The organism is Pseudomonas sp. HD6422, assembly GCF_025377065.1.
GTDB lineage: Bacteria > Pseudomonadota > Gammaproteobacteria > Pseudomonadales > Pseudomonadaceae > Aquipseudomonas > Aquipseudomonas putida_U.
This window is the reverse complement of sequence record NZ_JAHWIW010000007.1, coordinates 92,030-117,988: the sequence shown is the minus strand read 5'-3', so window position 1 is coordinate 117,988 and position 25,959 is coordinate 92,030. Positions and strand designations below refer to the sequence as shown.

Here is a 25,959-nt window from a genome sequence, read left to right as displayed (position 1 = left end):
TTTAATGGAAAAGACCAAGCTGGCGGCACCTTCATCGGTGCCGCGTCACGTCGCGATCATCATGGATGGCAACAATCGCTGGGCGAAGAAGCGCCTTTTGCCCGGCGTCGCCGGGCACAAGGCCGGCGTCGATGCGGTGCGTGCAGTCATCGAGGTGTGCGCCGAGGCCGGGGTCGAGGTACTGACCCTGTTCGCCTTCTCCAGTGAGAACTGGCAGCGTCCGGCCGATGAGGTCGGTGCCCTGATGGAGCTGTTCTTCTCGGCCTTGCGTCGCGAGGCCAAGCGTCTCAACGAGAACAGGATCAGCCTGCGTATCATCGGTGATCGTTCGCGTTTCCATCCTGAGCTGCAGGCCGCGATGCGCGAAGCCGAAGCGCTGACCGCAGGCAACAATCGCTTCATCCTGCAGATCGCCGCCAACTACGGTGGTCAATGGGATATCGCCCAGGCCGCCCAGCGCCTGGCGCGTGAAGTGCAGGCCGGGCATCTGCGTCCGGACGACATCACGCCTGGATTGTTGCAGACCTGCCTGGCAACCGGCGAGCTGCCATTGCCTGACCTGTGCATTCGTACCGGTGGCGAACACCGCATCAGCAACTTCCTGCTGTGGCAGTTGGCCTATGCCGAGCTGTATTTCTCCGACCTTTTCTGGCCGGACTTCAAACACGAGGCCATGCGCAACGCCCTGGCCGATTTCGCTTCGCGCCAGCGCCGCTTCGGTAAGACCAGCGAGCAGGTCGAGGCTGGAGCTCGTGCTTAATGCTTAAACAACGCATCATTACCGCGCTGATTCTGCTGCCGATCGCAGTGGGTGGATTCTTCCTGCTCAACGGTGGGGATTTCGCCCTGTTCATCGGTTTCGTCGTGACACTGGGTGCCTGGGAGTGGGCGCGCCTGGCTGGGTTGATGGCCCAGCCGCTGCGCATTGCTTATGCCGCTGTCGTCGCCGGGGCGCTGATGTTGCTGTACATCCTCCCAGAGCTGGCCCCCTGGGTACTGGGGGCGTCGGTGATCTGGTGGGCCGTGGCGACCTGGCTGGTGCTGACGTTCCCTCGTACCAGTGAGTTGTGGGCCAGTGCCGCCTGCCGACTGCTGATCGGCCTGTTGGTGTTGCTGCCTGCCTGGCAGGGGCTGTTGCTGCTCAAGCACTGGCCGTTGGGCAACTGGCTGATCCTCTCGGTCATGGTGCTGGTATGGTCCGCCGACATCGGTGCTTACTTCTCCGGGCGCAAGTTCGGCAAGCGCAAGCTGGCACCCCAGGTCAGCCCAGGCAAGAGCTGGGAAGGCGTGTATGGCGGTCTTGCGTTGAGCCTGCTGATCACCCTGGTGGTCGGCCTGAACCGTGATTGGAGCTTCGGCCAGATCCTCCTGGGTCTGCTGGGCGCGGCGCTGGTGGTCATGTCCTCGGTGGTGGGTGACCTGACCGAGAGCATGTTCAAGCGCCGTTCCGGTATCAAGGACAGCAGTAATCTGTTGCCGGGTCATGGTGGCGTGCTCGATCGCATCGACAGCCTGACCGCGGCCATTCCGCTGTTCGCCGTGCTGCTGTGGGCTGCCGAATGGGGTGTGATGTGAGTGCAGTGCAGCGCATCACCGTACTGGGCGCCACCGGTTCGATCGGCCTCAGCACGCTGGACGTGATTGCCCGTCACCCTGATCGATATGAAGTGTTCGCCCTCAGCGGCTATTCGCGCATCGACGAGTTGCTCGCCCTGTGCCTGCGTCATCGCCCGGCGTTCGCCGTGGTGCCGGCGGCCGAGCAGGCCGCGCGCCTGCGTGACGGCCTGGCCGGCGCCGGTTGCGCCACCGAGGTGCTGGTGGGCGAGGCGGGGTTGTGTCAGGTAGCTGCGGCCGCCGAGGTGGATGCCGTGATGGCGGCCATCGTCGGTGCCGCCGGCCTGCGCCCGACCTTGGCTGCGGTGGAAGCCGGCAAGAAAGTGTTGCTGGCCAACAAGGAAGCCCTGGTCATGTCCGGCGCGCTGTTCATGGAGGCGGTGCGGCGCAGTGGTGCCGTGCTGTTACCGATCGACAGCGAGCACAATGCGATCTTCCAGTGCCTGCCCGGCGACTACGCTCGTGGCCTCGGCCAGGTGGGCGTGAGGCGCATTCTGTTGACCGCCTCGGGTGGGCCGTTTCGCGAAACGTCCCAGGCTGCGCTGGTGGATGTCACGCCCGAGCAGGCCTGCGCTCATCCGAACTGGTCGATGGGCCGCAAGATCTCGGTGGACTCGGCCAGCATGATGAACAAGGGCCTGGAACTGATCGAGGCCTGCTGGTTGTTCGATGCGGCGCCTGCCAAGGTCGAGGTAGTGGTGCATCCGCAGAGCGTCATCCACTCCCTGGTCGATTATGTGGATGGTTCGGTGCTGGCCCAGTTGGGCAATCCGGACATGCGTACCCCCATCGCCAACGCCCTGGCATGGCCTGAACGGATCGATTCGGGAGTGGCTCCGCTTGACCTGTTCGCCATCGCTCGCCTGGACTTCCAGGCCCCCGACGAACAGCGCTTCCCCTGCCTGCGTCTGGCGCGGCAGGCTGCCGAGGCTGGTAACAGCGCCCCGGCGGTACTCAATGCGGCAAACGAAGTCGCCGTGGAGGCGTTTCTCCAGCGGCGTATCCGCTTCCCGGAAATCGCGGGTATGATCGAACAGGTGCTCGACCAGGAACCGGTGGTGGCGCTGCCTACGCTGGATGCGGTGTTCGCCGCCGACCAGCGGGCCCGGGAGCTGTCCCGGGAATGGCTGAGGCGTCACGGCCGCTGATGCCGTTGGCCTCCAGGTTCCGCTGAACGTCATTCGGAGATAGACATGACTGCGCTCTACATGATTATCGGCACCCTGGTGGCCCTGGGTGTTCTGGTCACTTTCCACGAGTTCGGCCACTTCTGGGTGGCGCGCCGCTGTGGGGTCAAGGTGCTGCGCTTCTCGGTCGGCTTCGGCACTCCCTTGCTGCGCTGGCACGACAAGCACGGCACCGAGTTCGTGGTGGCGGCTATTCCTCTGGGCGGTTACGTGAAGATGCTCGACGAGCGCGAGGGCGAGGTGCCGCCGGCGTTGGTCGAGCAGGCCTTCAATCGCAAGTCGGTGCGCCAGCGTATCGCTATCGTCGCGGCGGGGCCGATCGCCAACTTCCTTCTGGCGATCCTGTTCTTCTGGGTCCTGGCCATGCTCGGGACTCAGCAGGTCCGTCCGGTGGTCGGTGCAGTCGAGCCGGGCAGCCTGGCTGCGTCGGCCGGTCTGGTGGCCGGCCAGGAGATCGTCTCCATCGATGGCGAGCCGACCAGTGGTTGGTCGGCGGTCAACCTGCAGTTGGTTCGTCGTTTGGGCGAGAGCGGCACCCTGCAGGTCGGTGTGCGTGACGACGGCGCCAGCGCCGAACATCAGTTGCAGATCAAACTCGATGCCTGGCTCAAGGGGGCTGACGAGCCTGATCCGATTCAATCCCTTGGTGTGCGCCCGTGGCGTCCTTCGGTTGCGCCGGTGCTCGCCGAGATCGCGCCCAAGAGCCCGGCAGCGGCTGCGGGGCTGCAAGTCGGCGATACGTTGCTGGCCCTCGATGGTGTCGCGGTGGGGGACTGGCAGCAGTGGGTGGACGCCGTGCGCGCTCGCCCGGAAACAAAGGTCACCTTGCGGGTCGAGCGCGACGGTGCGCAGTTGGAGGTGCCGGTGACCTTGGCTCGTCACGGCGAGGGCAAGTCCTCCGGAGGCTATCTGGGTGCGGGCGTCAAAGCTGCGCAATGGCCGGCCGACATGCTCCGTGAGGTCAGCTATGGGCCGCTGGATGCGGTAGGCCAAGGCCTGTCGCGAACCTGGAACATGAGCGTGCTCACCCTCGACTCGCTGAAGAAAATGCTGTTCGGGGAGCTCTCGGTAAAAAACTTGAGTGGACCGATAACCATTGCTAAAGTGGCGGGCGCTTCAGCCCAGTCCGGCGTGGGGGATTTCCTGAATTTCCTGGCCTACCTGAGCATAAGCCTGGGGGTTCTTAACCTGCTGCCCATCCCCGTGTTGGATGGGGGGCATTTGCTGTTCTACCTGGTCGAGTGGGCGCGCGGTCGCCCGTTGTCGGATCGGGTGCAAGGTTGGGGGGTCCAGATCGGTATCAGTTTGGTCATAGGGGTGATGTTGCTCGCCCTGATCAACGATCTGGGTCGACTATAAAAGCTTCGCTCAATTGCGAACCTGCCGCCTTTTTGCGGCAGGTTGTTTATTGCCAGTTGGAATAAAAGGACTTCATGAAACGTCTGCTGCTAACTGCGGTCATGTCCGCACTGATGATCGCTGAAGTTCACGCCGAGTCCTTCACCATCTCCGATATCCGAGTCAACGGCCTGCAGCGGGTGTCCGCCGGCAGCGTCTTTGGCGCCTTGCCCCTGAACGTGGGTGATCAGGCCGATGATCGGCGCCTGGTGGAGTCGACCCGTTCGCTGTTCAAGACCGGCTTCTTCCAGGACATCCAGCTGGACCGTGACGGCAACGTCCTGATCATCAACGTGGTCGAGCGCCCCTCGGTGTCCGGTATCGAGATCGAAGGCAACAAGGCGATCAGCACCGAAGACCTGATGAAGGGCTTGAAACAGTCGGGCCTGGCCGAAGGCGAGATCTTCCAGCGGGCCACCCTCGAAGGCGTGCGTAACGAGCTGCAGCGCCAGTACGTGGCCCAGGGCCGCTACTCGGCCGAGGTCGATGCCGAGGTGGTGCCACAGCCGCGCAACCGGGTGGCGCTGAAGATCAAGATCAACGAAGGCACCGTCGCTGCCATCCAGCACATCAACATCGTCGGCAACAACGTGTTCGACGACGAGACCCTGGGGCAGCTGTTCGAACTGCACACCACCAACTGGCTGTCGTTCTTCAAGAACGACGACAAGTATGCCCGCGAGAAACTCTCCGGCGACCTGGAGCGCCTGCGTTCCTACTACCTGGACCGCGGTTACATCAACATGGACATCGCGTCCACCCAGGTATCGATCACCCCGGACAAGAAACACGTCTACATCACCGTCAACATCAACGAAGGCGAGAAGTACACCGTCCGCGACGTGAAGCTCTCCGGCGACCTCAAAGTGCCGGAAGACCAGGTCAAGTCGCTGCTGCTGGTGCAGCCAGGCCAGGTGTTCTCGCGCAAGGTGATGACCTCGACCTCCGACCTGATCACCCGCCGCCTGGGTAACGAAGGCTATACCTTCGCCAACGTCAACGGCGTGCCTCAGGCCAACGACGAAGACCACACCGTCGACATCATGTTCGTGGTCGACCCGGGCAAGCGTGCCTACGTCAACCGCATCAACTACCGCGGCAACACCAAGACCGAAGACGAAGTGCTGCGTCGCGAGATGCGCCAGATGGAAGGTGGCTGGGCTTCGACCTACCTGATCGACCAGTCCAAGACCCGTCTCGAGCGTCTGGGCTTCTTCAAGGAAGTCAACGTCGAGACGCCGCCGGTGCCTGGCACCGACGACCAGGTCGACGTCAACTACAGCGTCGAGGAACAGGCGTCCGGCTCGATCACCGCCAGCGTCGGTTTCGCCCAGAGCGCCGGTCTGATCCTCGGTGGCTCGATCAGCCAGAGCAACTTCCTCGGTACCGGTAACAAGGTGTCCATCGGCCTGACCCGTTCGGAATACCAGACCCGTTACAACTTCGGCTACGTCGATCCCTACTTCACCGCCGATGGTGTGAGCCTGGGCTACAACGCCTTCTACCGCAGCACCGACTACGATGACCTCGACGTCGACGTGGCCAGCTATGCGGTGGACAGCCTGGGTGCAGGCGTCAGCCTGGGCTACCCGATCAGCGAAACCTCGCGCCTGACCTACGGCTTGAGCGTGCAGCAGGACAAGATCAAGACCGGTAAGTACACCGTCGACGAGATCTTCGACTTCCTGGACGAAGAGGGCGACAACTTCCTCAACTTCAAGGCATCCATCGGCTGGTCCGAGTCCACCCTGAACAAAGGCGTACTGGCGACCCGGGGTCATTCCCAGAGCCTGACCCTGGAGTCCACCATTCCGGGCAGCGACCTGTCGTTCTACAAGCTCGACTACCGCGGCCAGCTGTTCCAGCCGATCAACAACGACTACACCCTGCGCCTGCACACCGAGTTGGGCTATGGTGATGGTTTCGGTGGCACTTCCGGCCTGCCGTTCTACGAGAACTACTATGCGGGTGGTTTCAACTCCGTACGTGGCTTCAAGGACAGCAGCCTGGGCCCACGCAGTACGCCGAGCGATGGTACACGGGACGGCACCGTTCGTGACCCGGACCAGGATCCGCTGCCGTTCGGTGGCAACGTGCTGGTCCAGGGTGGTGTGGAGCTGTTGTTCCCACTGCCATTCGTCAAGGATCAGCGTTCGCTGCGCACTTCCGTGTTCTGGGACGTGGGTAACGTCTTCGACACCAATTGCGGTAGCAAGCCGGACTGCGAGAAGGTCGGTTTCTCGGGCATGGCCAGCTCGGTGGGCCTGGGCGTAACCTGGATCACCGCACTCGGCCCGCTGAGCTTCAGCTTGGCGATGCCGGTGAAGAAGCCGGACGACGCCGATACCCAGGTGTTCCAATTCTCTCTGGGCCAGACCTTCTAAGGTCGGCCCTTGCTCAAACAACGGTTTATCCAGGAGTGCATCGTGCGTAAGTTGACCCAATTGGCCCTCGTGGCTGCGGCGCTGGTCGCCACCCCGGCTTTCGCTGAAATGAAGGTTGCCGTACTGAACTATCAGATGGCCCTGCTCGAATCCGACGCGGCCAAGAAGTACGCCGTCGATGCCGAGAAGAAGTTCGGCCCGCAGCTGACCAAGCTCAAGACCCTGGAAAGCAGCGCCAAAGGCATCCAGGACCGTCTGATCAAGGGTGGTGACAAGATGCAGCAACAGGAGCGTGAGCGCCTGGAGCTCGAATTCAAGCAGAAGGCACGCGACTTCCAGTTCCAGTCCAAGGAGCTGAACGAAGCCAAGGCCGTCGCCGATCGTGACATGCTCAAGCAGCTCAAGCCCAAGCTGGACGGTGCTGTCGAGGAAGTGATCAAAAAGGGCGGCTACGACCTGGTCCTCGAGCGCGGTGCGGTCATCGATGTCAAACCTCAGTACGACATCACCCGCCAAGTCATCGAGCGCATGAACCAAGCGCGTTGATATGACCGTGACCATGACACTCGGCCAGCTGGCCGAGGCGCTCGGCGCCACCCTCCAGGGCGCCGAGGCCGTGCAGATTACCGGGCTGGCGACCTTGCAAGAGGCCGGCCCCGGTCAATTGAGCTTTCTCGCCAATCCGCAGTACCGCAAGTACCTGGAGCACAGCCAGGCTGCAGCGGTGTTGCTGAAGGCGGCGGATGCCGAAGGCTTCGCCGGTAACGCTCTGATCGTCGCTGACCCTTACCTGGCGTATGCGCGCATTTCGCACCTGTTCGATCCCAAACCCAAGGCTGTGGCGGGTATTCATCCCAGCGCCGTGGTGGCGGAGGATGCCCAGGTCGATGCCAGTGCCTGCATCGGGCCCTTCGTGGTCATCGAAAGCGGCGCACGCATCGGGGCCAATGTCACCCTGGGTGCCCACTGCGTGATCGGTGCCCGCAGCGTGATCGGCGAAGGTGGCTGGCTGGCGCCGCGGGTGACGCTGTATCACGATGTGACCATCGGCAAGCGCGTGGTGATCCAATCCGGGGCAGTGATCGGCGGTGAAGGTTTCGGCTTTGCCAACGAAAAGGGCGTGTGGCAGAAGATCGCCCAGATCGGTGGGGTGACCATCGGTGATGACGTGGAAATCGGCGTCAACACCGCTGTCGACCGCGGCGCCTTGTCCGATACCCGCATCGGCGATGGCGTCAAGCTCGACAACCAGATCCAGATCGCACACAACGTGCAGATCGGCGATCACACCGCCATGGCGGCCTGCGTCGGGATCTCTGGCAGCGCGCGCATTGGCAAGCACTGCATGCTCGCCGGCGGCGTCGGCCTGGTGGGGCATATCGATATTTGCGACAACGTGTTCGTTTCCGGGATGACCATGGTGACCCGTTCGATTACCGAACCGGGCTCCTATTCTTCCGGTACAGCCATGCAGCCTCTGGCTGACTGGCGCAAGAGTGCCGCGCGTATCCGCCAGCTGGATGACATGGCTAAACGTCTGCAACAGCTGGAAAAACGCGTCGCTACCGTGACCTCAGGTGGCCAGCCGGCATCAGAAGGCTGATACCATTTCCTGAGCAAGAGTGAACAGTCGCTAGCTGGCTCCTCTTTGGATTGCAAAAGGAGCGTGCGGTCAGCCCCTGCGCTCCCTATTCTTATTACAGGCTTCCCCCCGAAATGATGGACATCAACGAGATTCGCGAATACCTGCCTCACCGCTACCCGTTCCTGCTGGTAGATCGCGTGACGGATCTGGACTTCGAGGCCCAGAGCATTCGTGCCTACAAGAATGTCAGCATCAACGAGCCGTTCTTCAATGGCCATTTCCCGGCGCATCCGATCATGCCGGGCGTTCTGATCATCGAGGCCATGGCCCAGGCGGCCGGCATCCTCGGTTTCAAGATGCTCGACGCCAAGCCGGCAGATGGCACGCTGTATTACTTCGTCGGGTCCGACAAGCTGCGTTTCCGCCAGCCGGTGCTGCCGGGTGACCAGTTGGTGCTCGAAGCCAAGTTCCTCAGCCGCAAGAGCATGATCTGGAAGTTCGAGTGCCGTGCGCTGGTCGACGGCAAGCCGGTTTGCTCGGCGGAGATCACCTGCGCGGAACGCTCCCTATGAATTCGATCGACCCTCGGGCGATCATCGATCCGTCGGCCAAGCTGGCCGACGGCGTCGAAGTCGGGCCCTGGTCCATCGTCGGTCCCGATGTCGAGATCGGCGAAGGTACGGTCATCGGCCCGCACGTGGTGCTCAAGGGTCCGACCCGTATCGGCAAGCACAATCGCATCTACCAGTTCTCGTCGATCGGCGAAGACACCCCTGACCTCAAGTACAAGGGTGAGCCTACTCGCCTGGTGATCGGCGATCACAACGTGATTCGCGAAGGCGTGACCATTCATCGCGGCACCATCCAGGACCGCGCCGAAACCACCCTGGGCGATCACAACCTGGTCATGGCCTATGCCCACATCGGCCATGACAGCGTGATCGGCAATCACTGCATCCTGGTCAACAACACCGCCTTGGCCGGCCACGTCCACGTCGGCGACTGGGCTATCCTGTCCGGCTACACGCTGGTGCACCAGTACTGTCATATCGGCGCCCATGCGTTTTCCGGTATGGGCACGGCCATCGGCAAAGATGTACCGGCGTTCGTCACGGTCTTCGGCAGCCCGGCCGAAGCGCGCAGCATGAACTTCGAAGGCATGCGCCGTCGCGGCTTCAGCGATGAAGTGATCCACGCCTTGCGTCGCTCCTACAAGATCGTCTATCGCCAGGGTCTGACCGTGGAAGACGCGCTTAAAGAGCTTGACGAGTTGGCCGGACAATTCTCCGAAGTCGAGCTGTTCCGCCAGTCGATTCTGACCTCTGCCCGCGGCATCACTCGCTGACATGGCGCAGCTCTGTGTAGCCTTGGTCGCGGGTGAGGCCAGTGGCGATATTCTAGGTTCCGGCTTGATGCGTGCGCTCAAGGCGCGTCATCCCGATGTACGTTTCATCGGTGTCGGCGGCCCCCTCATGGAGGCTGAAGGCCTGCAGTCGTACTTCTCCATGGAGCGTTTGGCGGTCATGGGCCTGGTCGAAGTGCTCGGGCGTCTGCGCGAATTGCTCAAGCGGCGCAAGCTGCTGATCCAGACGCTGATCGCCGAGAAGCCCGATGTCTTCATCGGTATCGACGCCCCGGATTTCACCCTCAATATCGAATTGAAACTGCGTCAGGCCGGGATCAAGACCGTGCACTACGTCAGCCCCTCGGTGTGGGCGTGGCGGCAGAAGCGGGTGCTGAAGATCCGCGAGGGCTGTGACCTGATGCTCACGCTACTGCCGTTCGAGGCGCGTTTCTACGAAGAGCAGGGCGTGCCAGTGCGTTTCGTCGGTCATCCGCTGGCCGATACCATTCCTCTGGATGCCGATCGGCAAGCTGCGCGGCAGGCGCTGGGTCTGGACGACAGTCCCCTGGTGGCGTTGATGCCCGGCAGCCGGGGCGGCGAAGTGGGGCGGCTGGGGGCATTGTTCCTCGACGCTGCGCAGCGTCTGCAACAATTGGTGCCTGGCGTACGTTTCGTGCTGCCCTGTGCCAACGCCACGCGCCGTGCCCAGATCGAGCAGATGATGGCGGGTCGCGAGCTGCCGCTGACCTTGCTCGATGGCCAATCGCATCAGGCCCTGGCTGCCTGCGATGCGGTACTGATCGCTTCCGGGACTGCTACGCTTGAAGCTTTGTTGTACAAACGCCCCATGGTCGTGGCTTACAGACTCGCGCCGCTGACGTACTGGATTCTCAAGCGCCTGGTCAAAAGCCCCTACGTGTCGTTGCCCAACCTGCTCGCCCAACGCGAATTGGTCCCGGAGCTGCTGCAGGATGACGCCACCAGCGAAGCCCTGGCCCAGACCTTGGCACCGTTGGTCACCGATGGCCGCCAGCAGACCGAGCGCTTCGACGAGATTCACCGCACCCTGCGCCGTGACGCCTCCAACCAGGCGGCTGACGCTGTGCTGGCCCTGCTCAAGGACCGCTGACATGCAGATGGGATTGGATTTCAACCTGGTCGAGGATCTGGTCGCCGGTGTCGATGAAGTGGGCCGCGGCCCCTTGTGTGGGGCGGTGGTCACTGCCGCGGTGATCCTCGATCCTGCACGGCCTATCCTCGGCCTCAACGATTCGAAGAAACTCACCGAAGCCAAGCGCGAAGCGCTGTTCGATGAGATCTGCGAAAAAGCCCTGAGTTTTTGCATCGCCCGGGCCGAAGTCGAGGAAATCGACCGGCTGAACATTCTCCAGGCGACCATGCTGGCGATGCAGCGCGCGGTCGAGGGGTTGAGCGTCACGCCCAAGCTCGCACTGATCGACGGAAATCGTTGCCCCAAGCTGGCCGTGCCGGCGGCACCGGTGATTCAGGGCGATGCCAAGGTGCCGGCGATTGCTGCCGCATCGATCCTGGCCAAGGTCAGTCGTGATCGGGAAATGAGTGCGTTCGAGCTGATCTACCCGGGTTATGGCATCGGTGGGCACAAGGGCTATCCGACGCCGGTGCATCTCGAGGCTTTGGCGCGGCTGGGGCCTACGCCGATTCATCGGCGCTCTTTCGCCCCGGTGCGGGCGGCTTGGGAAGCGCGTGAAGGCGTTACCAATTCTTTGATATAGAACTATGTGGCCCATTCGCGGGACAAGCCCGCTCCCACAGACTCTGCGCCTGGTGTGATATTTGTGCGGGGCCTGTGGGGCGGGCTCGTCCCGCGAATGGGCTGCAAAGCAGCCCAAAACCCCCGCCCATTTACGCTACAATCCCGCCCTTGTCGTTCAGCTCTGCTACAGGATCATCCATGTCGGTTCCCTTCGTTCACCTGCGCGTACACTCCGAATTCTCGCTGGTCGACGGCCTGGTGCGGATCAAACCGCTGGCCAAGGCGCTGGCCGGGATGAACATGCCGGCGGTAGCGATCACCGACCAGAGCAACATGTGCTCGCTGGTCAAGTTCTACAAGACCGCCATGGGCGCCGGTATCAAGCCGATCTGCGGTGCCGACCTGTGGCTGGCCGGTGCCGATCCCGAAGCACCGCTGTCGCGCATCTGCTTCCTGGCGATGAACCCCAAAGGCTACCGCAACCTGACTGAGTTGATTTCGCGTGGCTGGACCGAAGGCCAGCGCAATGGCCTGGTGATTCTCCAGCGCGAATGGATCGCCCCGGCCAGCGAGGGCCTGATTGCCTTGTCCGCGGCCCGCGAAGGCGATATCGGCATGGCCCTGATGAGTGGTCGCAACGACGAGGCCGAAGCGCTGCTGGGCGACTGGATGGGCATGTTCCCCGATCGCTTCTACGTCGAGGTGCAACGCACCAACCGCGTCGGTGACGAAGAGTACCTGCACGCCGCCGTGGCCCTGGCCGACAAGCTCGGTGCGCCGCTGGTGGCGACCAACGACGTGCGTTTCATCAAGCAGTCGGACTTCGACGCCCACGAAACCCGGGTCTGCATCGGTGAAGGCTGGACCCTCGATGATCCACGCCGTCCGCGCAACTACAGCGATCAGCAGTACCTGAAGTCGGCCGAGGAAATGGCCGAGCTGTTCAGCGACCTGCCCGACGCCATCGCCAACACGGTCGAGATCGCCAAGCGCTGTAACATCCAGGTGCAGTTGGGCAAGTATTTCCTGCCTGACTTCCCCACGCCGAATGGCATGGGCATCGACGACTACCTGCGGCATGTGTCCCATGAGGGCCTGGAGGAGCGCCTGGCGGTGCTCTGGCCCAAGGAGACCACGCCCAACTACGAAGAGAAGCGCCAGGTCTATCTGGACCGCCTGAAGTTCGAGCTGGACATCATCATCCAGATGGGCTTCCCCGGTTACTTTCTGATCGTCATGGACTTCATCAAGTGGGCCAAGAACAACGGCGTGCCGGTCGGCCCTGGTCGGGGTTCGGGTGCAGGTTCGTTGGTAGCCTATGTACTGAAAATCACCGACCTCGATCCGCTGGCCTATGACCTGCTGTTCGAGCGCTTCCTCAATCCTGAGCGTATTTCCATGCCCGACTTCGACGTCGACTTCTGCATGGACGGTCGCGACCGGGTCATCGATTACGTGGCCGAAGCTTACGGGCGTAATGCGGTGAGCCAGATCATCACCTTCGGCACCATGGCCGCCAAGGCGGTAGTGCGTGACGTGGCGCGGGTGCAGGGCAAGTCCTACGGTCTGGCCGACCGTCTGTCGAAGATGATTCCGTTCGAAGTGGGCATGACGCTGGAGAAGGCCTACGAGCAGGAAGAGATCCTTCGGGATTTCCTCAAGGGTGACGAAGACGCCCGGGAAATCTGGGATATGGCGCTCAAGCTCGAGGGCGTCACCCGTGGTACCGGCAAGCACGCCGGCGGTGTGGTGATCGCACCGACCAAACTGACCGATTTCTCGCCGATCGCCTGTGACGAAGAGGGCGGCGGTCTGGTGACCCAGTTCGACAAGGACGACGTCGAGGCCGCCGGCCTGGTGAAGTTCGACTTCCTTGGCCTGCGTACGCTGACCATCATCAAGTGGGCGATGGAAATCATCAACCGCGAGCAGGCCAAGAAGAACCTGCCCGACGTCAATATCGACTTCATTCCGCTGGACGACCGCAAGACCTACGAACTGCTGCAGAAGGCCGAGACCACCGCGGTGTTCCAGCTCGAGTCGCGTGGCATGAAGGAGCTGATCAAGAAGCTCAAGCCCGACTGTCTGGAAGACCTCATCGCACTGGTGGCACTGTTCCGCCCCGGACCGCTGCAATCAGGCATGGTGGACGACTTCATCAACCGCAAGCACGGCCGTGCCGAGCTGGCCTATCCGCACCCCGATTATCAGTACGAAGGCTTGCAGCCGGTGCTGGCGCCGACCTACGGCATCATCCTGTATCAGGAACAGGTCATGCAGATCGCCCAGGTCATGGCCGGTTACACCTTGGGTGGCGCGGACATGCTGCGTCGGGCCATGGGTAAGAAAAAGCCAGAGGAAATGGCCAAGCAGCGCGGAGGCTTCATCGAGGGTTGTGCCAACAACAATATCGATGCGGAGCTAGCCGGTAACATCTTCGACCTGGTAGAAAAATTCGCCGGCTACGGCTTCAACAAATCTCACTCCGCTGCCTACGGGCTGGTGTCGTACCAGACCGCCTGGCTCAAGACCCATTTCCCGGCGCCGTTCATGGCGGCGGTGCTTTCGGCGGATATGCACAACACCGACAAGGTCGTCGTGCTGGTCGAGGAAGTGCGCAGCATGAAGCTGCGCCTCGATGCGCCGGACGTGAACTTCTCCGACTTCAAGTTCACCGTCAACGACGATGGCCGCATCGTCTATGGACTGGGGGCGATCAAGGGGGTCGGTGAGGGGCCGGTAGAGGCGATCGTCGAGGCTCGCGCCCAAGGAGGGCCGTTCAAGGATCTGTTCGACTTCTGCGAGCGCATCGACCTCAAGCGGGTCAACAAACGGACCCTCGATGCGTTGGTGCGCAGCGGTGCGCTTGATCGCCTGGGGCCGCACTTCCACGACGAGATCAAGGCCTACCACGCCAACATCGACCGTAACCGGGCGACGCTGCTTTCGGCCCTGGGCGAGGCCATCAAGGCTGCAGAACAGACCGCCCGCACTGCCGACAGTGGCCACATCGACCTCTTCGGTGGCATGTTCGAGGAGGCGGACGCCGATGTCTATGCCAACCACCGCAAGGTGCGTGAGCTGACCCTCAAGGAGCGCCTCAAAGGCGAGAAGGACACCCTGGGGCTGTATCTGACCGGTCACCCGATCGACGAATACGAAACCGAGATTCGTCGCTTCGCCCGCCAGCGCATCATCGACCTCAAGCCTTCACGCGAGACTCAGACGGTGGCCGGCATGATCATTGCCTTAAGGGTGATGAAGAACAAGAAGGGCGACAAAATGGGCTTCGTCACCCTCGATGACCGCTCTGGGCGCATCGAGGCCTCGCTGTTCGCCGATGCCTTCATGGCCGCCCAGGCACTGCTGCAGACCGACGCCATGGTGGTGGTCGAGGGCGAGGTCAGTAACGACGACTTCTCCGGCGGCCTGCGCCTGCGGGTGAAACAAGTGATGACCATGGAGGATGCCCGCACCAAGCTCGCCGAAAGCCTGCGCCTGAAAGTGGCGCACGATGCGCTCAAGGGCGACCGCCTGAGCTGGCTGGGTGAGTTGATCACCCGCCACCGCGGTGGCTGCCCGATCACGCTCGAATACACCGGCAGCGATGCCAAAGCGATGTTGCAGTTCTCCGATGAATGGTCGATCGACCCGGCCGATGGCCTGATTCAGGCGCTGCGTGACCAGTTCGGACGTGAGAACGTCTTCCTGCAATATCGTTGAACCGACGAATTTTAATCTCGACCTGAATGCGCCTGATCCCTTAAGGTAGGGCGCCAAACGGATCAACCGGCCGGCCGCCTGGCCGTAGACCCAAGACGGATGCCTATGAACCCGAATTTCCTCGATTTCGAACAGCCGATTGCCGACCTGCAAGCCAAGATCGAAGGGCTGCGCCTGGTGGGCAACGACAACTCGCTGAACATCAGCGATGAGATTGCCCGTCTGCAAGACAAGAGCAACACCCTTACCGAAAGCATCTTCGGCAACCTGACCAGTTGGCAGATCGCCCGTCTGGCTCGTCACCCACGTCGTCCCTACACCCTGGACTACCTCGAGCACATCTTCACCGAGTTCGAAGAGCTGCACGGTGACCGCCACTTCTCCGATGATGCTGCCATCGTCGGGGGGACCGCTCGCCTGGACGGCAAGCCGGTCATGGTCATCGGCCACCAGAAGGGCCGGGAAGTGCGCGAGAAGGTGCGCCGCAACTTCGGTATGCCGCGTCCTGAAGGCTACCGCAAGGCCTGCCGCCTGATGGAAATGGCCGAGCGCTTCAAGATGCCGATTCTGACCTTCATCGACACCCCGGGTGCCTATCCGGGCATCGACGCCGAAGAGCGTAACCAGAGCGAGGCCATCGCCTGGAACCTGCGTGTCATGGCGCGGCTGAAGACCCCGATCATCGCCACCGTGATCGGCGAGGGCGGTTCCGGCGGAGCACTGGCCATTGGCGTGTGCGACCAGCTGAACATGCTGCAGTACTCAACCTACTCGGTGATCTCGCCGGAAGGCTGCGCTTCGATCCTGTGGAAGACTGCCGACAAGGCCGCCGATGCCGCCGAGGCCATGGGTATCACCGCCGAGCGTCTGAAGAGCCTGAACATCGTCGACAAGGTCATCCAGGAGCCGCTGGGCGGCGCCCACCGTGATCCGGCGAAGATGTCCGAAAGCATCCGTGCCGACCTGGTCGAGCAGCTGGACATGCTGGGCAAGTTCGACAATGACGCATTGCTGGCCCGTCGCTACGAGCGACTGATGAGCTACGGCGTCTGATAGATCGCCGGGCCGCACCGCGGCCCATTCGCGGGCAAGCCCGCTCTCACAGGTACAGCGCAAGCCTCTGGTGCAGCGCAGATTTTGTGAGAGCGGGCTTGTCCGCGAATGCGCTATCGAATCGTTCGAGGTCCTGATGATTGATCTCACCCCCTGGCTCAACGCCCCCACCTGGTACATCGCTTTCTCCGGCGGCCTCGACTCCACCGTCCTATTGCACCTGCTGGCCGACCACGCCCGCAACCAGGCCACCCCGCCGCTGCGTGCCCTTCACATTCATCACGGCCTGCAACCCGCCGCTGACGCATGGCCCGCGCACTGCCAGTCGGTCTGCGACGCACTTGGCATTCCGCTCCAGGTCATCCACGTCCGGGTAGCTTCCGCTGCCAGTCTCGAACAGGCTGCCCGCGAGGCGCGCTACGCCGCGTTCGAGCAGGTCATGAAACCCGGTGACGTCGTTTTCACCGCCCAGCACCGCGACGACCAGGCCGAGACCTTGCTCTTTCGCCTGCTGCGCGGCGCTGGCCTGCGCGGCCTGGCCGGTATGCCGTTGCAGCGCCCGCTGGGGCAGGGCAGCCTGGTCAGGCCGTTGCTCTCGATGAGTCGGGAACAGTTGCAGGATCATGCCCAGGCCCGCGGCCTGAACTGGATCGACGACCCCTCCAACAGCGACACACGCTTCGCCCGCAATTACCTGCGCGGTGAGGTGCTGCCGGTGATGCGGCAGCGCTGGCCACAGGCGGCACAGAGCATGGCGCGTACAGCTGAACACCTGGACGAGGCGCTTGGCCTGCTCGACGAACTGGCCGAAGGCGATCTGGCCGTGGCCAAGGTGGGAGCTCCGACACTGTGGCTGGGCCTGGACTCGCTCGACCTGGCCACACTCGCTGAACTGTCCCCGGCGCGCCAGCGTAACGCTCTGCAATACTGGCTGCGTCGCCGCACCCGGTTACCTGATGCGCGCCATTGGGCGGGCTGGGGCGACCTGCGTGATGCCGCTGCCGATGCATGCCCCGTGTGGTGCCTGGCCGATGGCCAACTGATGCGTAGCCATGGCCGGGTCTGGTGGTTGAGTGGCGATTGGTTACGCCCTGTCGAAGGCCGTCATGGCTGGTCAGACCCAAGCATCGCGCTGAGCCTGCCCGGTAACGGCAGCGTGCGCCTTCACGCGGCCCAGCCTGTGGCCGACCTGTATATCGCCTACCGCCAGGGTGGCGAGGTGCTCGATCTGCCTGGGCGCGGCCGGCGCGACCTCAAGCGCCTGCTCAACGAGTTGCAGGTGCCGCATTTTCTGCGTCCGCGCCTGCCATTGCTGTACCAGGGCGGTCGTCTGCTGGCAGTCGCCAACCTGCCGGGCCTGGCGCAGGCCGATTGCCAACTGGAATGGCAGTTGCCGACGAACGCGCAAGGTTTGAGCTGAAGGGTACATTCGGGTAGACTACCCTCCCTTCTTGATACAGCTTCTGTGGGTTCCGCGAAAACACAGGAGTTGCCGATTACCAAGCAGTTTTTTGCTGGGCTGAATCTTAAAATGACGAGCGAGCTCCATGCCGGGGATGCCCCTGGTCTGTACAGACGCGGCAGTTTTTCGAGATGCACTGTGATTGACGCAGGTGATCGGGGGCTTCGGCCTTCCTTCGCTTTCTCCGGCGGCGCTGGCCGCCTTAACGCAGACTTCTAGGGTTTTTCATGACGCGCTACATATTCGTCACGGGCGGTGTTGTTTCTTCATTGGGGAAAGGCATTGCCTCGGCTTCCCTGGCGGCCATCCTGGAAGCGCGGGGGCTCAAGGTCACCATGCTCAAGCTGGATCCGTACATCAACGTCGACCCGGGCACCATGAGCCCGTTCCAGCACGGTGAGGTGTTCGTCACCCACGACGGCGCCGAGACCGACCTCGACCTGGGCCACTATGAGCGGTTCATCCGCACCACCATGACCCAGAACAACAACTTCACCACCGGCCGTATCTACGAGCACGTGCTGCGCAAGGAGCGCCGTGGTGATTACCTGGGCGCGACCATCCAGGTCATCCCGCACATCACCGACGAAATCAAACGCCGCATCATCAAGGGCGCCGGCGATGCCGACGTGGCCCTGGTCGAGATCGGCGGTACCGTGGGTGACATCGAGTCGCAGCCGTTCCTCGAGGCGATCCGCCAGCTGCGTGTCGAAGTGGGCTCCAAGCGTGCCATGCTGATGCACCTGACCCTGGTCCCGTACATCGCCACCGCTGGCGAGACCAAGACCAAGCCGACCCAGCACTCGGTCAAGGAGCTGCGCTCCATCGGCCTGCAGCCTGACGTGCTGATCTGCCGTTCCGACCACCCGGTCGATGCTTCCTCGCGTCGCAAGATCGCGCTGTTCACCAACGTCGAAGAGCGTGCGGTGATCTCCCTGGAAGACGTCGATACCATCTACAAGATTCCTGGCGTGCTGCACGCTCAGGGCCTGGATGACTTCGTCGTCGAGCGCTTCGGCCTGCAGTGCAACAGCGCCGACCTGTCCGAGTGGGACAAGGTCGTCGATGCCAAGCTCAATCCCGAGCAAGAAGTCACCATCGCCATGGTCGGTAAGTACATGGAGCTGCTGGATGCGTACAAGTCGCTGATCGAAGCGATGAGCCACGCCGGCATCACCAACCGCACCAAAGTCAACCTGCGCTACATCGACTCCGAAGACATCGAGAACCAGGGCACCAGCCTGCTCGAAGGTGCCGATGCGATCCTCGTCCCGGGCGGTTTCGGCCTGCGCGGCGTCGAGGGCAAGATCACCGCGGTGCAGTACGCCCGTGAGAACAAGGTGCCTTACCTGGGTATCTGCCTGGGCATGCAGGTGGCCGTGATCGAGTTCGCCCGTAACGTGATGGGCTGGAAAGACGCCAACTCCACCGAGTTCGACCGCAACAGCGGCCATCCGGTGGTCGGTCTGATCACCGAGTGGGCCGATGCCACCGGTGCCGTCGAGACCCGTACCGAAGCGTCCGACCTGGGCGGCACCATGCGCCTGGGCGCACAGGACTGCCAGCTGGCGGCCGGTTCCAAGGTGCACGAATGCTACGGCAAGGACATCATCACCGAGCGTCACCGCCACCGTTACGAGGTCAACAACAACCTGCTGCCGCAGTTGGTTGAGGCTGGCCTGGTGGTATCCGGTCGCTCCGAGGATGGCGCGCTGGTCGAAGTGGTCGAGTCCAAGGATCACCCATGGTTCGTCGCCTGCCAGTTCCACCCTGAGTTCACCTCGACCCCGCGTGACGGCCACCCGCTGTTCAGCGGCTTCGTCAAGGCAGCTCTGGCACAGAAGAACAAGGCCTGATCCATGACCCAGAAGATCATTCGCGTCGGTAACATCGAGATCGCCAACGACAAGCCATTCGTGCTGTTCGGCGGCATGAACGTGCTGGAGTCCCGCGACCTGGCCCTCAAAGTCTGCGAAGAGTACGTGCGCGTCACCGAGAAGCTCGGTATCCCCTACGTGTTCAAGGCCAGCTTCGACAAGGCCAACCGTTCGTCGGTCACCTCGTACCGTGGCCCTGGCATGGAAGAAGGCCTGAAGATCTTCGAGGAGATCAAGCGGACCTTCAACGTGCCGGTGATCACCGACGTCCACGAGCCTTACCAGTGCGAACCGGTGGCCAAGGTGTGCGACATCATCCAGTTGCCGGCCTTCCTGTCGCGCCAGACCGACCTGGTGGTGGCCATGGCCAAGACCGGCGCGGTGATCAACATCAAGAAAGCCCAGTTCCTCGCCCCCCAGGAGATGAAACACATCCTGGCCAAGTGCGTGGAGGCCGGTAACGATCAACTGATCCTGTGCGAGCGTGGTTCCAGCTTCGGTTACAACAACCTGGTGGTGGACATGCTCGGCTTCGGCATCATGAAGCAGTTCGAGTATCCGGTGTTCTTCGACGTGACCCATTCCCTGCAAACGCCGGGTGGCCGCGCCGACTCCGCCGGTGGCCGCCGTGCCCAGGTCACCGACCTGGCCAAGGCTGGCATGAGCCAGGGCCTGGCCGGTCTGTTCCTCGAAGCGCACCCCGACCCGGACAACGCCAAGTGCGACGGTCCATGCGCGCTGCGCCTGGATAAACTGGAGCCATTCCTGGCCCAGCTCAAGCAACTGGACGACCTGGTCAAGAGTTTTCCGACGGTAGAAACCGCGTAAACCTCAATTCTCGGGTAAAGTACCGCCCGTTTCCCCCTGACCTGCCGGTCAGGGGGCCTGTTCATCAGGCCTGCCTGCCGCGTGCTACCGCCTGGTGAAGCAAGGATTTCCCAAGCTGCGTTGTTTTCGTCAATTCTGGAGTGCTTACAACAATGGCAAAGATCGTCGACATCAAAGGTCGTGAAGTTCTCGATTCGCGTGGCAACCCCACCGTGGAAGCCGATGTACTGCTCGACAACGGCATCATCGGTAGCGCCTGCGCGCCGTCCGGTGCTTCCACCGGCTCGCGCGAAGCGCTGGAGCTGCGTGATGGCGACAAGAGCCGTTACCTGGGCAAGGGCGTGCTGAAAGCCGTCGGCAACATCAACGGTCCAATCCGTGACCTGCTGCTGGGCAAGGATCCTTCCGACCAGAAGGCCCTGGACCGCGCCATGATCGAACTGGACGGTACCGAGAACAAGGCCAAGCTGGGCGCCAACGCCATCCTGGCCGTGTCGCTGGCTGCTGCCAAGGCCGCCGCCCAGGACCAGGACCTGCCGCTGTACGCGCACATCGCCAATCTCAACGGCACTCCGGGCCAATACTCGATGCCGGTTCCGATGATGAACATCATCAACGGCGGCGAGCACGCCGACAACAACGTCGACATCCAGGAGTTCATGGTTCAGCCGGTCGGCGCCAAGACCTTCTCCGACGGCCTGCGCATGGGCACCGAGATCTTCCATCACCTCAAGGCTGTACTGAAGGCTCGCGGCCTGAATACCGCGGTGGGTGACGAGGGTGGTTTCGCACCGAACCTGGCTTCCAACGAAGACGCCCTGGGCGCCATCGCCGAAGCCGTGGAAAAAGCCGGCTACAAGCTGGGCACCGATGTGACCCTGGCGCTGGACTGCGCGGCTTCGGAATTCTACGAAGACGGTAAGTACAACCTGTCCGGTGAAGGCAAGTCGTTCGATGCCGAAGGCTTCGCCGATTACCTGAAAGGCCTGACCGAGCGCTTCCCGATCATCTCCATCGAAGACGGTCTGGACGAGTCCGACTGGGCTGGCTGGAAGATTCTGACCGACAAGATCGGTGCCAAGGTGCAACTGGTCGGCGACGACCTGTTCGTGACCAACACCAAGATCCTCAAGGAAGGCATCGAGAAGGGCATCGGTAACTCGATCCTGATCAAGTTCAACCAGATCGGCTCGCTGACCGAAACCCTGGAAGCCATCCAGATGGCCAAGGCCGCAGGCTACACTGCAGTCATCTCGCACCGTTCCGGCGAAACCGAAGATTCGACCATCGCCGACCTGGCCGTTGGTACCGCTGCCGGCCAGATCAAGACCGGTTCGCTGTGCCGTTCTGACCGCGTTTCCAAGTACAACCAGCTGCTGCGCATCGAAGAGCAACTGGGTGCCAAGGCGGTGTACCGTGGTCGCGCCGAGTTTCGCGGCTAAGCAAGAGATGGTAAAAAGACAGCTGCCGAGGCTGTCGGACATTTCATACTGAGATTTCCGACGCTTCATGCGGGTTTCTGTCAACGAAGCCTGGCCTCGGCCAGGCTTCGTGCTATATGACGTCCGTGTGCGGCGGTCTTTAACCTGGATACCTTGATGCGCAGTCCCTATTGGTTGTTTCTTGTCCTGCTCCTGCTGCTCGGTGGTCTGCAATACCGCCTCTGGGTCGGTAACGGCAGCCTGGCGCAAGTGGCCGAGCTCAAGCAGCAGATCGACGAACAGCATGCCGAGAACGAGCGGCTGCTGGAGCGTAACCGCGTGCTCTACGCCGAGGTGTTGGAATTGAAGAAAGGCATGGAGACCGTCGAAGAACGGGCTCGCCATGAATTGGGAATGGTCAAAGAGGGCGAAACCCTCTTCCAGCTGCCGCAAAAATGAGTGAAACGCTACCGGCCTTCTGGGCCGTGATTCCTGCTGCGGGCGTGGGTGCCCGCATGGCTGCCGACCGTCCCAAGCAGTACCTGCAACTGGGCGGGCAGACCTTGATCGAGCATAGCCTCGACTGTTTTCTCGACCATCCGTCGCTCAGGGGCGTGGTGGTCAGCCTTGCCGCCGATGATCCTTACTGGCCGGGTCTGCGCTCTGCCAGCGATCCACGTATCCAGCGAGCTCCTGGCGGGCGAGAGCGTGCCGATTCGGTGCTCAATGCCTTGCTGGTATTGCATGAACAGGGCGCTGCGGACAGCGACTGGGTGCTGGTGCACGACGCGGCGCGGCCGAACCTCGCGCGCAGTGATCTGGACCGCTTGTTATCAGAACTGGCTGATGACCCCGTGGGTGGACTACTGGCAGTGCCGGCTCGCGACACGCTCAAGCGGGCCGACGGCAATGGACGGGTCAGTGCGACGGTGGACCGCAGCACCATCTGGCAGGCCTATACGCCGCAGATGTTCCGCCTGGGGACCTTGCACCGTGCGCTGGCCGAGTGCCTGGTAGCCGATGTGGTGGTCACCGACGAAGCGTCCGCCATCGAGTGGACTGGACTGGCTCCGCGGCTGGTCGAAGGGCGCAGCGACAACATCAAGGTCACGCGTCCGGAAGACCTGGAGTGGTTGCGCCAGCGTTGGTCAGCGCGTAGCTGATCGTCGTGTTCCCCAGTGGCCCCTTCGCGGGCAAGCTCGCTCCCACAGGTGTACTACGGGATTCAAGGTTTGTGCTGGTCCTGTGGGAGCGGGTTTACCTGCGAAGAGGCCGATAGCGCCAGCACATCAGCTGAGCCGATACTCCGGCAGCCCCGCCAACCCCTGCTTCAGATGATCCACCAGGCGCCTGACCTTCGGCGACAGGTGCCGCTGCTGCGGATACAGCGCCCAAACCGCGGTATTGGGCGGCTGATGGGCTTCGAGCAACGATACCAATGCCCCACTGTGCAAATGCTCAAGCACGTAGTAGTCCGGCAACTGGCACAAGCCCATTCCCTGCAGCGCCGCATCCAGCACCGCCTGGCCGCTGTTGCAGCGCCAGTTGCCCTGAATCCGTTGGCTGATTTCCCGGCCATCTTGCTGCAACGCCCACAAGTCCGTGCTGCCCACCAGGCAGTTGTGCCGTGCCAGCTCCGACAGACTGTGGGGCCGGCCGTAGCGCTCGAGGTAGTCGGGGGAGGCGCACAGATACATGCGCCGTGGCGCCAGGCGGGTGGCCACCAACCGAGAATCCTGCAAACGGCCCAGGCGAATGGCCAGGTCCATGCCTTCGTGAACCAGATCGAGCGTGCGGTTGCTCAGTTCCACGTCGACCCGCAGCTGTGGGTACGACGCCATGAAGCGTGTCACCAGCGGGACGATGAAGCGCTCACCGTAAGCCACCGCGCAGGTCATGCGCAGCAGGCCCTTGGGTTCGCTGGCCAGGTCGCCGATGGCGCGCAGGGCCTCATCTCGACCATCCTGCAGGCGCTGGCAATGCTGCAAGAAGGTCTGCCCAGCCTCGCTCAGGGTCACGCGTCGGGTACTACGGTATAGCAGGCGGGTCTGCAAACGCTCTTCGAGCCGGGCGATCTGCCGGCTCATGTGCGAAGACGACACGCCGAGACGCTCGGCGGCAGCGGTGAACTGACCCGCCTCGGCCACCGCGACGAATTCGTCGATACCCTCCCAGCGACTGATCATGGATTATCCCTGTGCGGCAATAATGTTTTGTCTTGGCCCCGATTATTCCTCAAATGATGCTGAATTACACTGGTGGTTCGATTTCATCTATCTGAATGGAGACCGCCGATGATCAAGTCCCGTGCTGCCGTTGCCTTCGAGGCCAAGAAACCCCTGGAAATCGTCGAAGTCGACGTGGCCATGCCCAAGGCCGGCGAGGTGCTGCTGCGCGTGGTCGCCAGCGGTGTCTGCCACACCGATGCGTACACCCTGTCGGGTGCCGATCCGGAAGGCATCTTCCCGTCGATCCTGGGTCACGAAGGCGGTGCGATCGTCGAAGCAGTGGGCGAGGGCGTGACCTCGGTGGCTGTCGGCGACCATGTCATTCCGCTGTACACCCCCGAATGCGGCAAGTGCAAGTTCTGCCTCTCGGGCAAGACCAACCTGTGCCAGGCGATCCGCGCGACCCAGGGCAAGGGCCTGATGCCCGATGGCACCACCCGGTTCTCCTATAAAGGCCAGCAACTGTTCCACTACATGGGCACCTCGACCTTCTCCGAGTACACGGTGCTGCCGGAAATCTCCGTGGCCAAGATTCAGAAGGAAGCCCCTCTGGAGAAAGTCTGTCTGCTCGGTTGCGGTGTCACCACCGGCATCGGCGCGGTGCTCAACACCGCCAAGGTCAAGCCTGGTGATACCGTGGCCGTCTTCGGCCTGGGCGGCATCGGTCTGTCGGCGATTATCGGTGCGGTCAAGGCCAAGGCCTCGCGCATCATCGCCATCGACATCAACCCGGCCAAGTTCGAAATCGCCCGCCAGTTGGGCGCTACCGATTGCATCAATCCCAAGGAATACGATCGTCCGATCCAGGAAGTCATCGTCGACCTCACCGACGGCGGGGTGGACTTCTCGTTCGAGTGCATCGGCAACGTACAGCTGATGCGTGCGGCCCTGGAATGCTGCCACAAGGGTTGGGGCGAATCGGTGATCATCGGCGTGGCCGGGGCCGGCCAGGAAATCTCCACCCGTCCGTTCCAGCTGGTGACCGGTCGCGTCTGGCGCGGTTCGGCGTTCGGCGGCGTGCGTGGCCGCAGCGAGCTGCCGAGCTATGTGGAAATGTCCGAGAAGGGCGAGATCCCGCTGGATACCTTCATCACCCACACCATGGGCCTGGAGGACATCAACAAAGCCTTCGACCTGATGCACGAAGGCAAGAGCATCCGTAGCGTGATCCACTTCTGAGGTCTGTCATGAGCCTGGATAACATCTCTTGCCAGAAGAGCTTCGGCGGCTGGCACAAGCGTTACCGGCATCACTCCAAGGTGCTGGGCTGCGACATGGTGTTCGCCGTCTATCTGCCTCCGCAGGCCGAACAAGGCGAGAAGCTGCCTGTGCTGTACTGGCTCAGCGGCCTTACCTGCACCGACGAGAACTTCATGCAGAAGGCCGGCGCCCAGCGCCTGGCTGCCGAGCTGGGTTTGATCATCGTGGCGCCAGACACCAGCCCGCGCGGCGACCAGGTGCCTGGCGACCCCGATGGCGCCTATGACTTCGGCCTCGGCGCGGGCTTCTATCTCAACGCAACCCAGCAACCCTGGGCGCAGCACTATCGTATGCACGACTACGTGGTGCAGGAGCTGCCGGCACTGATCGAGGCGCATTTCCCGGCCTCCGACCAGCGCAGCATCAGCGGCCATTCCATGGGTGGCCACGGCGCGTTGGTGTGCGCCTTGCGCAACCCAGGGCGCTACCGTTCGGTATCGGCGTTCTCGCCGATCAGCAACCCGATGGACTGCCCGTGGGGGGAGAAGGCGTTCAGCCGTTACCTGGGTGAAGACCGCGCACGCTGGCGCGAATGGGACGCCAGCGTGTTGTTGGCCGAGGCGCCGGCAGGCCAGTGCCCGCCGCTGCTGGTCGACCAGGGCGACCGCGATGACTTCCTCGACAAGCAGCTCAAGCCGCAAGCGCTGGAGCAGGCTGCACGCAAGGGCGGTCATGAACTGACCCTGCGCATGCAGCCAGGCTATGACCACAGCTACTACTTCATCGCCAGCTTCATCGATGAGCACCTGCGCCACCATGCGGAGGCCCTGGGGCGGGTGTAAGTTCAGAGCGGCAAGCTTCAAGCTGCAAGAAAGAGCAGGTTGCACATCGCCCCGATTTTTCTTAAGGCTTGCAGCTT

At 62.5% G+C, this 25,959-nt stretch carries 22 protein-coding genes; 21 read left to right on the top strand and 1 reads right to left on the bottom strand.

Annotated elements, in window-relative coordinates; translation table 11 throughout:
• Positions 1-4: 4 nt before the first annotated feature.
• From uppS to ispD, 19 genes are all read left to right on the top strand, one after another.
• Positions 5-760, top strand: coding sequence for a polyprenyl diphosphate synthase (uppS, locus tag KY379_RS06970; protein ID WP_133326022.1), 756 nt, complete (start codon positions 5-7; stop codon positions 758-760).
• The gene (locus tag KY379_RS06965) at positions 760-1,575 is read left to right on the top strand and encodes a phosphatidate cytidylyltransferase (protein ID WP_196172198.1); all 816 of its coding nucleotides are present in this window, start codon (positions 760-762) and stop codon (positions 1,573-1,575) included. The genes uppS and KY379_RS06965 overlap by 1 nt, the downstream gene beginning before the upstream one ends.
• Positions 1,572-2,762, top strand: a complete 1,191-nt coding sequence (ispC, locus tag KY379_RS06960; RefSeq protein ID WP_261239495.1) for a 1-deoxy-D-xylulose-5-phosphate reductoisomerase — start codon at positions 1,572-1,574, stop codon at positions 2,760-2,762. Before KY379_RS06965 ends, ispC begins: the two co-directional genes overlap by 4 nt.
• A gap of 45 nt (positions 2,763-2,807) precedes the next feature.
• Positions 2,808-4,160, top strand: a complete 1,353-nt coding sequence (rseP, locus tag KY379_RS06955) for an RIP metalloprotease RseP (protein WP_133326016.1) — start codon at positions 2,808-2,810, stop codon at positions 4,158-4,160.
• Between the two features lie 74 nt (positions 4,161-4,234).
• Entirely contained in the window at positions 4,235-6,583 is a 2,349-nt protein-coding gene (bamA, locus tag KY379_RS06950) for an outer membrane protein assembly factor BamA (RefSeq protein ID WP_133326014.1), read from the top strand.
• 42 nt (positions 6,584-6,625) lie between these two features.
• Positions 6,626-7,129 carry an OmpH family outer membrane protein gene (locus tag KY379_RS06945; RefSeq protein WP_133326012.1) on the top strand — a complete coding sequence of 168 codons (504 nt, stop codon included), beginning with the start codon at positions 6,626-6,628 and terminating at the stop codon, positions 7,127-7,129.
• A gap of 1 nt (position 7,130) precedes the next feature.
• A complete protein-coding gene (gene lpxD, locus KY379_RS06940; protein ID WP_133326010.1) occupies positions 7,131-8,186 on the top strand; it encodes a UDP-3-O-(3-hydroxymyristoyl)glucosamine N-acyltransferase in 1,056 nt (351 codons plus the stop codon).
• A 113-nt stretch (positions 8,187-8,299) separates the two neighbouring features.
• Positions 8,300-8,740, top strand: a complete 441-nt coding sequence (gene fabZ / locus KY379_RS06935; RefSeq protein ID WP_003252314.1) for a 3-hydroxyacyl-ACP dehydratase FabZ — start codon at positions 8,300-8,302, stop codon at positions 8,738-8,740.
• On the top strand, positions 8,737-9,513 hold the full coding sequence (gene lpxA / locus KY379_RS06930) for an acyl-ACP--UDP-N-acetylglucosamine O-acyltransferase (RefSeq protein WP_133326008.1): 777 nt from the start codon (positions 8,737-8,739) through the stop codon (positions 9,511-9,513). The genes fabZ and lpxA overlap by 4 nt, the downstream gene beginning before the upstream one ends.
• 1 nt (position 9,514) lies before the next feature.
• Positions 9,515-10,642 carry a lipid-A-disaccharide synthase gene (lpxB, locus tag KY379_RS06925; RefSeq protein ID WP_261239496.1) on the top strand — a complete coding sequence of 376 codons (1,128 nt, stop codon included), beginning with the start codon at positions 9,515-9,517 and terminating at the stop codon, positions 10,640-10,642.
• A 1-nt stretch (position 10,643) separates the two neighbouring features.
• Positions 10,644-11,267: a ribonuclease HII gene (gene rnhB / locus KY379_RS06920; RefSeq protein WP_133326004.1), complete on the top strand. Its 624-nt coding sequence runs from the start codon at positions 10,644-10,646 to the stop codon at positions 11,265-11,267.
• A 179-nt stretch (positions 11,268-11,446) separates the two neighbouring features.
• Positions 11,447-14,971 (top strand): DNA polymerase III subunit alpha, encoded by a 3,525-nt coding sequence (gene dnaE, locus KY379_RS06915; protein WP_133326002.1) that lies wholly within the window; start codon positions 11,447-11,449, stop codon positions 14,969-14,971.
• Between the two features lie 105 nt (positions 14,972-15,076).
• Positions 15,077-16,024 carry an acetyl-CoA carboxylase carboxyltransferase subunit alpha gene (locus tag KY379_RS06910; RefSeq protein ID WP_133326000.1) on the top strand — a complete coding sequence of 316 codons (948 nt, stop codon included), beginning with the start codon at positions 15,077-15,079 and terminating at the stop codon, positions 16,022-16,024.
• 136 nt (positions 16,025-16,160) lie between these two features.
• Positions 16,161-17,444: a tRNA lysidine(34) synthetase TilS gene (gene tilS, locus KY379_RS06905; protein ID WP_261239498.1), complete on the top strand. Its 1,284-nt coding sequence runs from the start codon at positions 16,161-16,163 to the stop codon at positions 17,442-17,444.
• Positions 17,445-17,713: 269 nt separating this feature from the next.
• Positions 17,714-19,342 carry a CTP synthase gene (locus tag KY379_RS06900; RefSeq protein WP_133325996.1) on the top strand — a complete coding sequence of 543 codons (1,629 nt, stop codon included), beginning with the start codon at positions 17,714-17,716 and terminating at the stop codon, positions 19,340-19,342.
• A gap of 3 nt (positions 19,343-19,345) precedes the next feature.
• Positions 19,346-20,191, top strand: a complete 846-nt coding sequence (kdsA, locus tag KY379_RS06895) for a 3-deoxy-8-phosphooctulonate synthase (protein WP_133325994.1) — start codon at positions 19,346-19,348, stop codon at positions 20,189-20,191.
• A gap of 152 nt (positions 20,192-20,343) precedes the next feature.
• Positions 20,344-21,633 (top strand): phosphopyruvate hydratase, encoded by a 1,290-nt coding sequence (gene eno, locus KY379_RS06890; protein WP_133325992.1) that lies wholly within the window; start codon positions 20,344-20,346, stop codon positions 21,631-21,633.
• A 156-nt stretch (positions 21,634-21,789) separates the two neighbouring features.
• Positions 21,790-22,071, top strand: coding sequence for a cell division protein FtsB (gene ftsB / locus KY379_RS06885; RefSeq protein WP_012315882.1), 282 nt, complete (start codon positions 21,790-21,792; stop codon positions 22,069-22,071).
• Complete coding sequence (ispD, locus tag KY379_RS06880) at positions 22,068-22,775, top strand: 2-C-methyl-D-erythritol 4-phosphate cytidylyltransferase (protein ID WP_133325990.1); 708 nt, start codon at positions 22,068-22,070, stop codon at positions 22,773-22,775. Before ftsB ends, ispD begins: the two co-directional genes overlap by 4 nt.
• A 126-nt stretch (positions 22,776-22,901) precedes the next feature.
• Here ispD and KY379_RS06875 read toward each other — a convergent pair whose 3' ends face one another.
• Entirely contained in the window at positions 22,902-23,795 is an 894-nt protein-coding gene (locus tag KY379_RS06875) for a LysR substrate-binding domain-containing protein (RefSeq protein WP_196172213.1), read from the bottom strand.
• 111 nt (positions 23,796-23,906) lie between these two features.
• Between KY379_RS06875 and KY379_RS06870 the strand changes: the two genes are divergently transcribed.
• Both KY379_RS06870 and fghA read left to right on the top strand, forming a co-directional pair.
• Positions 23,907-25,019, top strand: a complete 1,113-nt coding sequence (locus KY379_RS06870; protein WP_133325986.1) for an S-(hydroxymethyl)glutathione dehydrogenase/class III alcohol dehydrogenase — start codon at positions 23,907-23,909, stop codon at positions 25,017-25,019.
• 8 nt (positions 25,020-25,027) lie between these two features.
• On the top strand, positions 25,028-25,882 hold the full coding sequence (gene fghA / locus KY379_RS06865) for an S-formylglutathione hydrolase (protein ID WP_133325984.1): 855 nt from the start codon (positions 25,028-25,030) through the stop codon (positions 25,880-25,882).
• Positions 25,883-25,959: the final 77 nt, after the last annotated feature.

Excerpts from the sequence above, each read along its gene's own strand:
- uppS (WP_133326022.1), top strand. The coding sequence starts at position 5 with ATGGAAAAGACCAAGCTGGCGGCACCTTCATCGGTGCCGCGTCACGTC.
- KY379_RS06965 (WP_196172198.1), top strand. The coding sequence starts at position 760 with ATGCTTAAACAACGCATCATTACCGCGCTGATTCTGCTGCCGATCGCA.
- rseP (WP_133326016.1), top strand. The coding sequence starts at position 2,808 with ATGACTGCGCTCTACATGATTATCGGCACCCTGGTGGCCCTGGGTGTT.
- bamA (WP_133326014.1), top strand. The coding sequence starts at position 4,235 with ATGAAACGTCTGCTGCTAACTGCGGTCATGTCCGCACTGATGATCGCT.
- lpxD (WP_133326010.1), top strand. The coding sequence starts at position 7,131 with ATGACCGTGACCATGACACTCGGCCAGCTGGCCGAGGCGCTCGGCGCC.
- fabZ (WP_003252314.1), top strand. The coding sequence starts at position 8,300 with ATGATGGACATCAACGAGATTCGCGAATACCTGCCTCACCGCTACCCG.
- lpxA (WP_133326008.1), top strand. The coding sequence starts at position 8,737 with ATGAATTCGATCGACCCTCGGGCGATCATCGATCCGTCGGCCAAGCTG.
- lpxB (WP_261239496.1), top strand. The coding sequence starts at position 9,515 with ATGGCGCAGCTCTGTGTAGCCTTGGTCGCGGGTGAGGCCAGTGGCGAT.
- rnhB (WP_133326004.1), top strand. The coding sequence starts at position 10,644 with ATGCAGATGGGATTGGATTTCAACCTGGTCGAGGATCTGGTCGCCGGT.
- dnaE (WP_133326002.1), top strand. The coding sequence starts at position 11,447 with ATGTCGGTTCCCTTCGTTCACCTGCGCGTACACTCCGAATTCTCGCTG.
- KY379_RS06910 (WP_133326000.1), top strand. The coding sequence starts at position 15,077 with ATGAACCCGAATTTCCTCGATTTCGAACAGCCGATTGCCGACCTGCAA.
- tilS (WP_261239498.1), top strand. The coding sequence starts at position 16,161 with ATGATTGATCTCACCCCCTGGCTCAACGCCCCCACCTGGTACATCGCT.
- KY379_RS06900 (WP_133325996.1), top strand. The coding sequence starts at position 17,714 with ATGACGCGCTACATATTCGTCACGGGCGGTGTTGTTTCTTCATTGGGG.
- kdsA (WP_133325994.1), top strand. The coding sequence starts at position 19,346 with ATGACCCAGAAGATCATTCGCGTCGGTAACATCGAGATCGCCAACGAC.
- eno (WP_133325992.1), top strand. The coding sequence starts at position 20,344 with ATGGCAAAGATCGTCGACATCAAAGGTCGTGAAGTTCTCGATTCGCGT.
- ftsB (WP_012315882.1), top strand. The coding sequence starts at position 21,790 with ATGCGCAGTCCCTATTGGTTGTTTCTTGTCCTGCTCCTGCTGCTCGGT.
- ispD (WP_133325990.1), top strand. The coding sequence starts at position 22,068 with ATGAGTGAAACGCTACCGGCCTTCTGGGCCGTGATTCCTGCTGCGGGC.
- KY379_RS06870 (WP_133325986.1), top strand. The coding sequence starts at position 23,907 with ATGATCAAGTCCCGTGCTGCCGTTGCCTTCGAGGCCAAGAAACCCCTG.
- fghA (WP_133325984.1), top strand. The coding sequence starts at position 25,028 with ATGAGCCTGGATAACATCTCTTGCCAGAAGAGCTTCGGCGGCTGGCAC.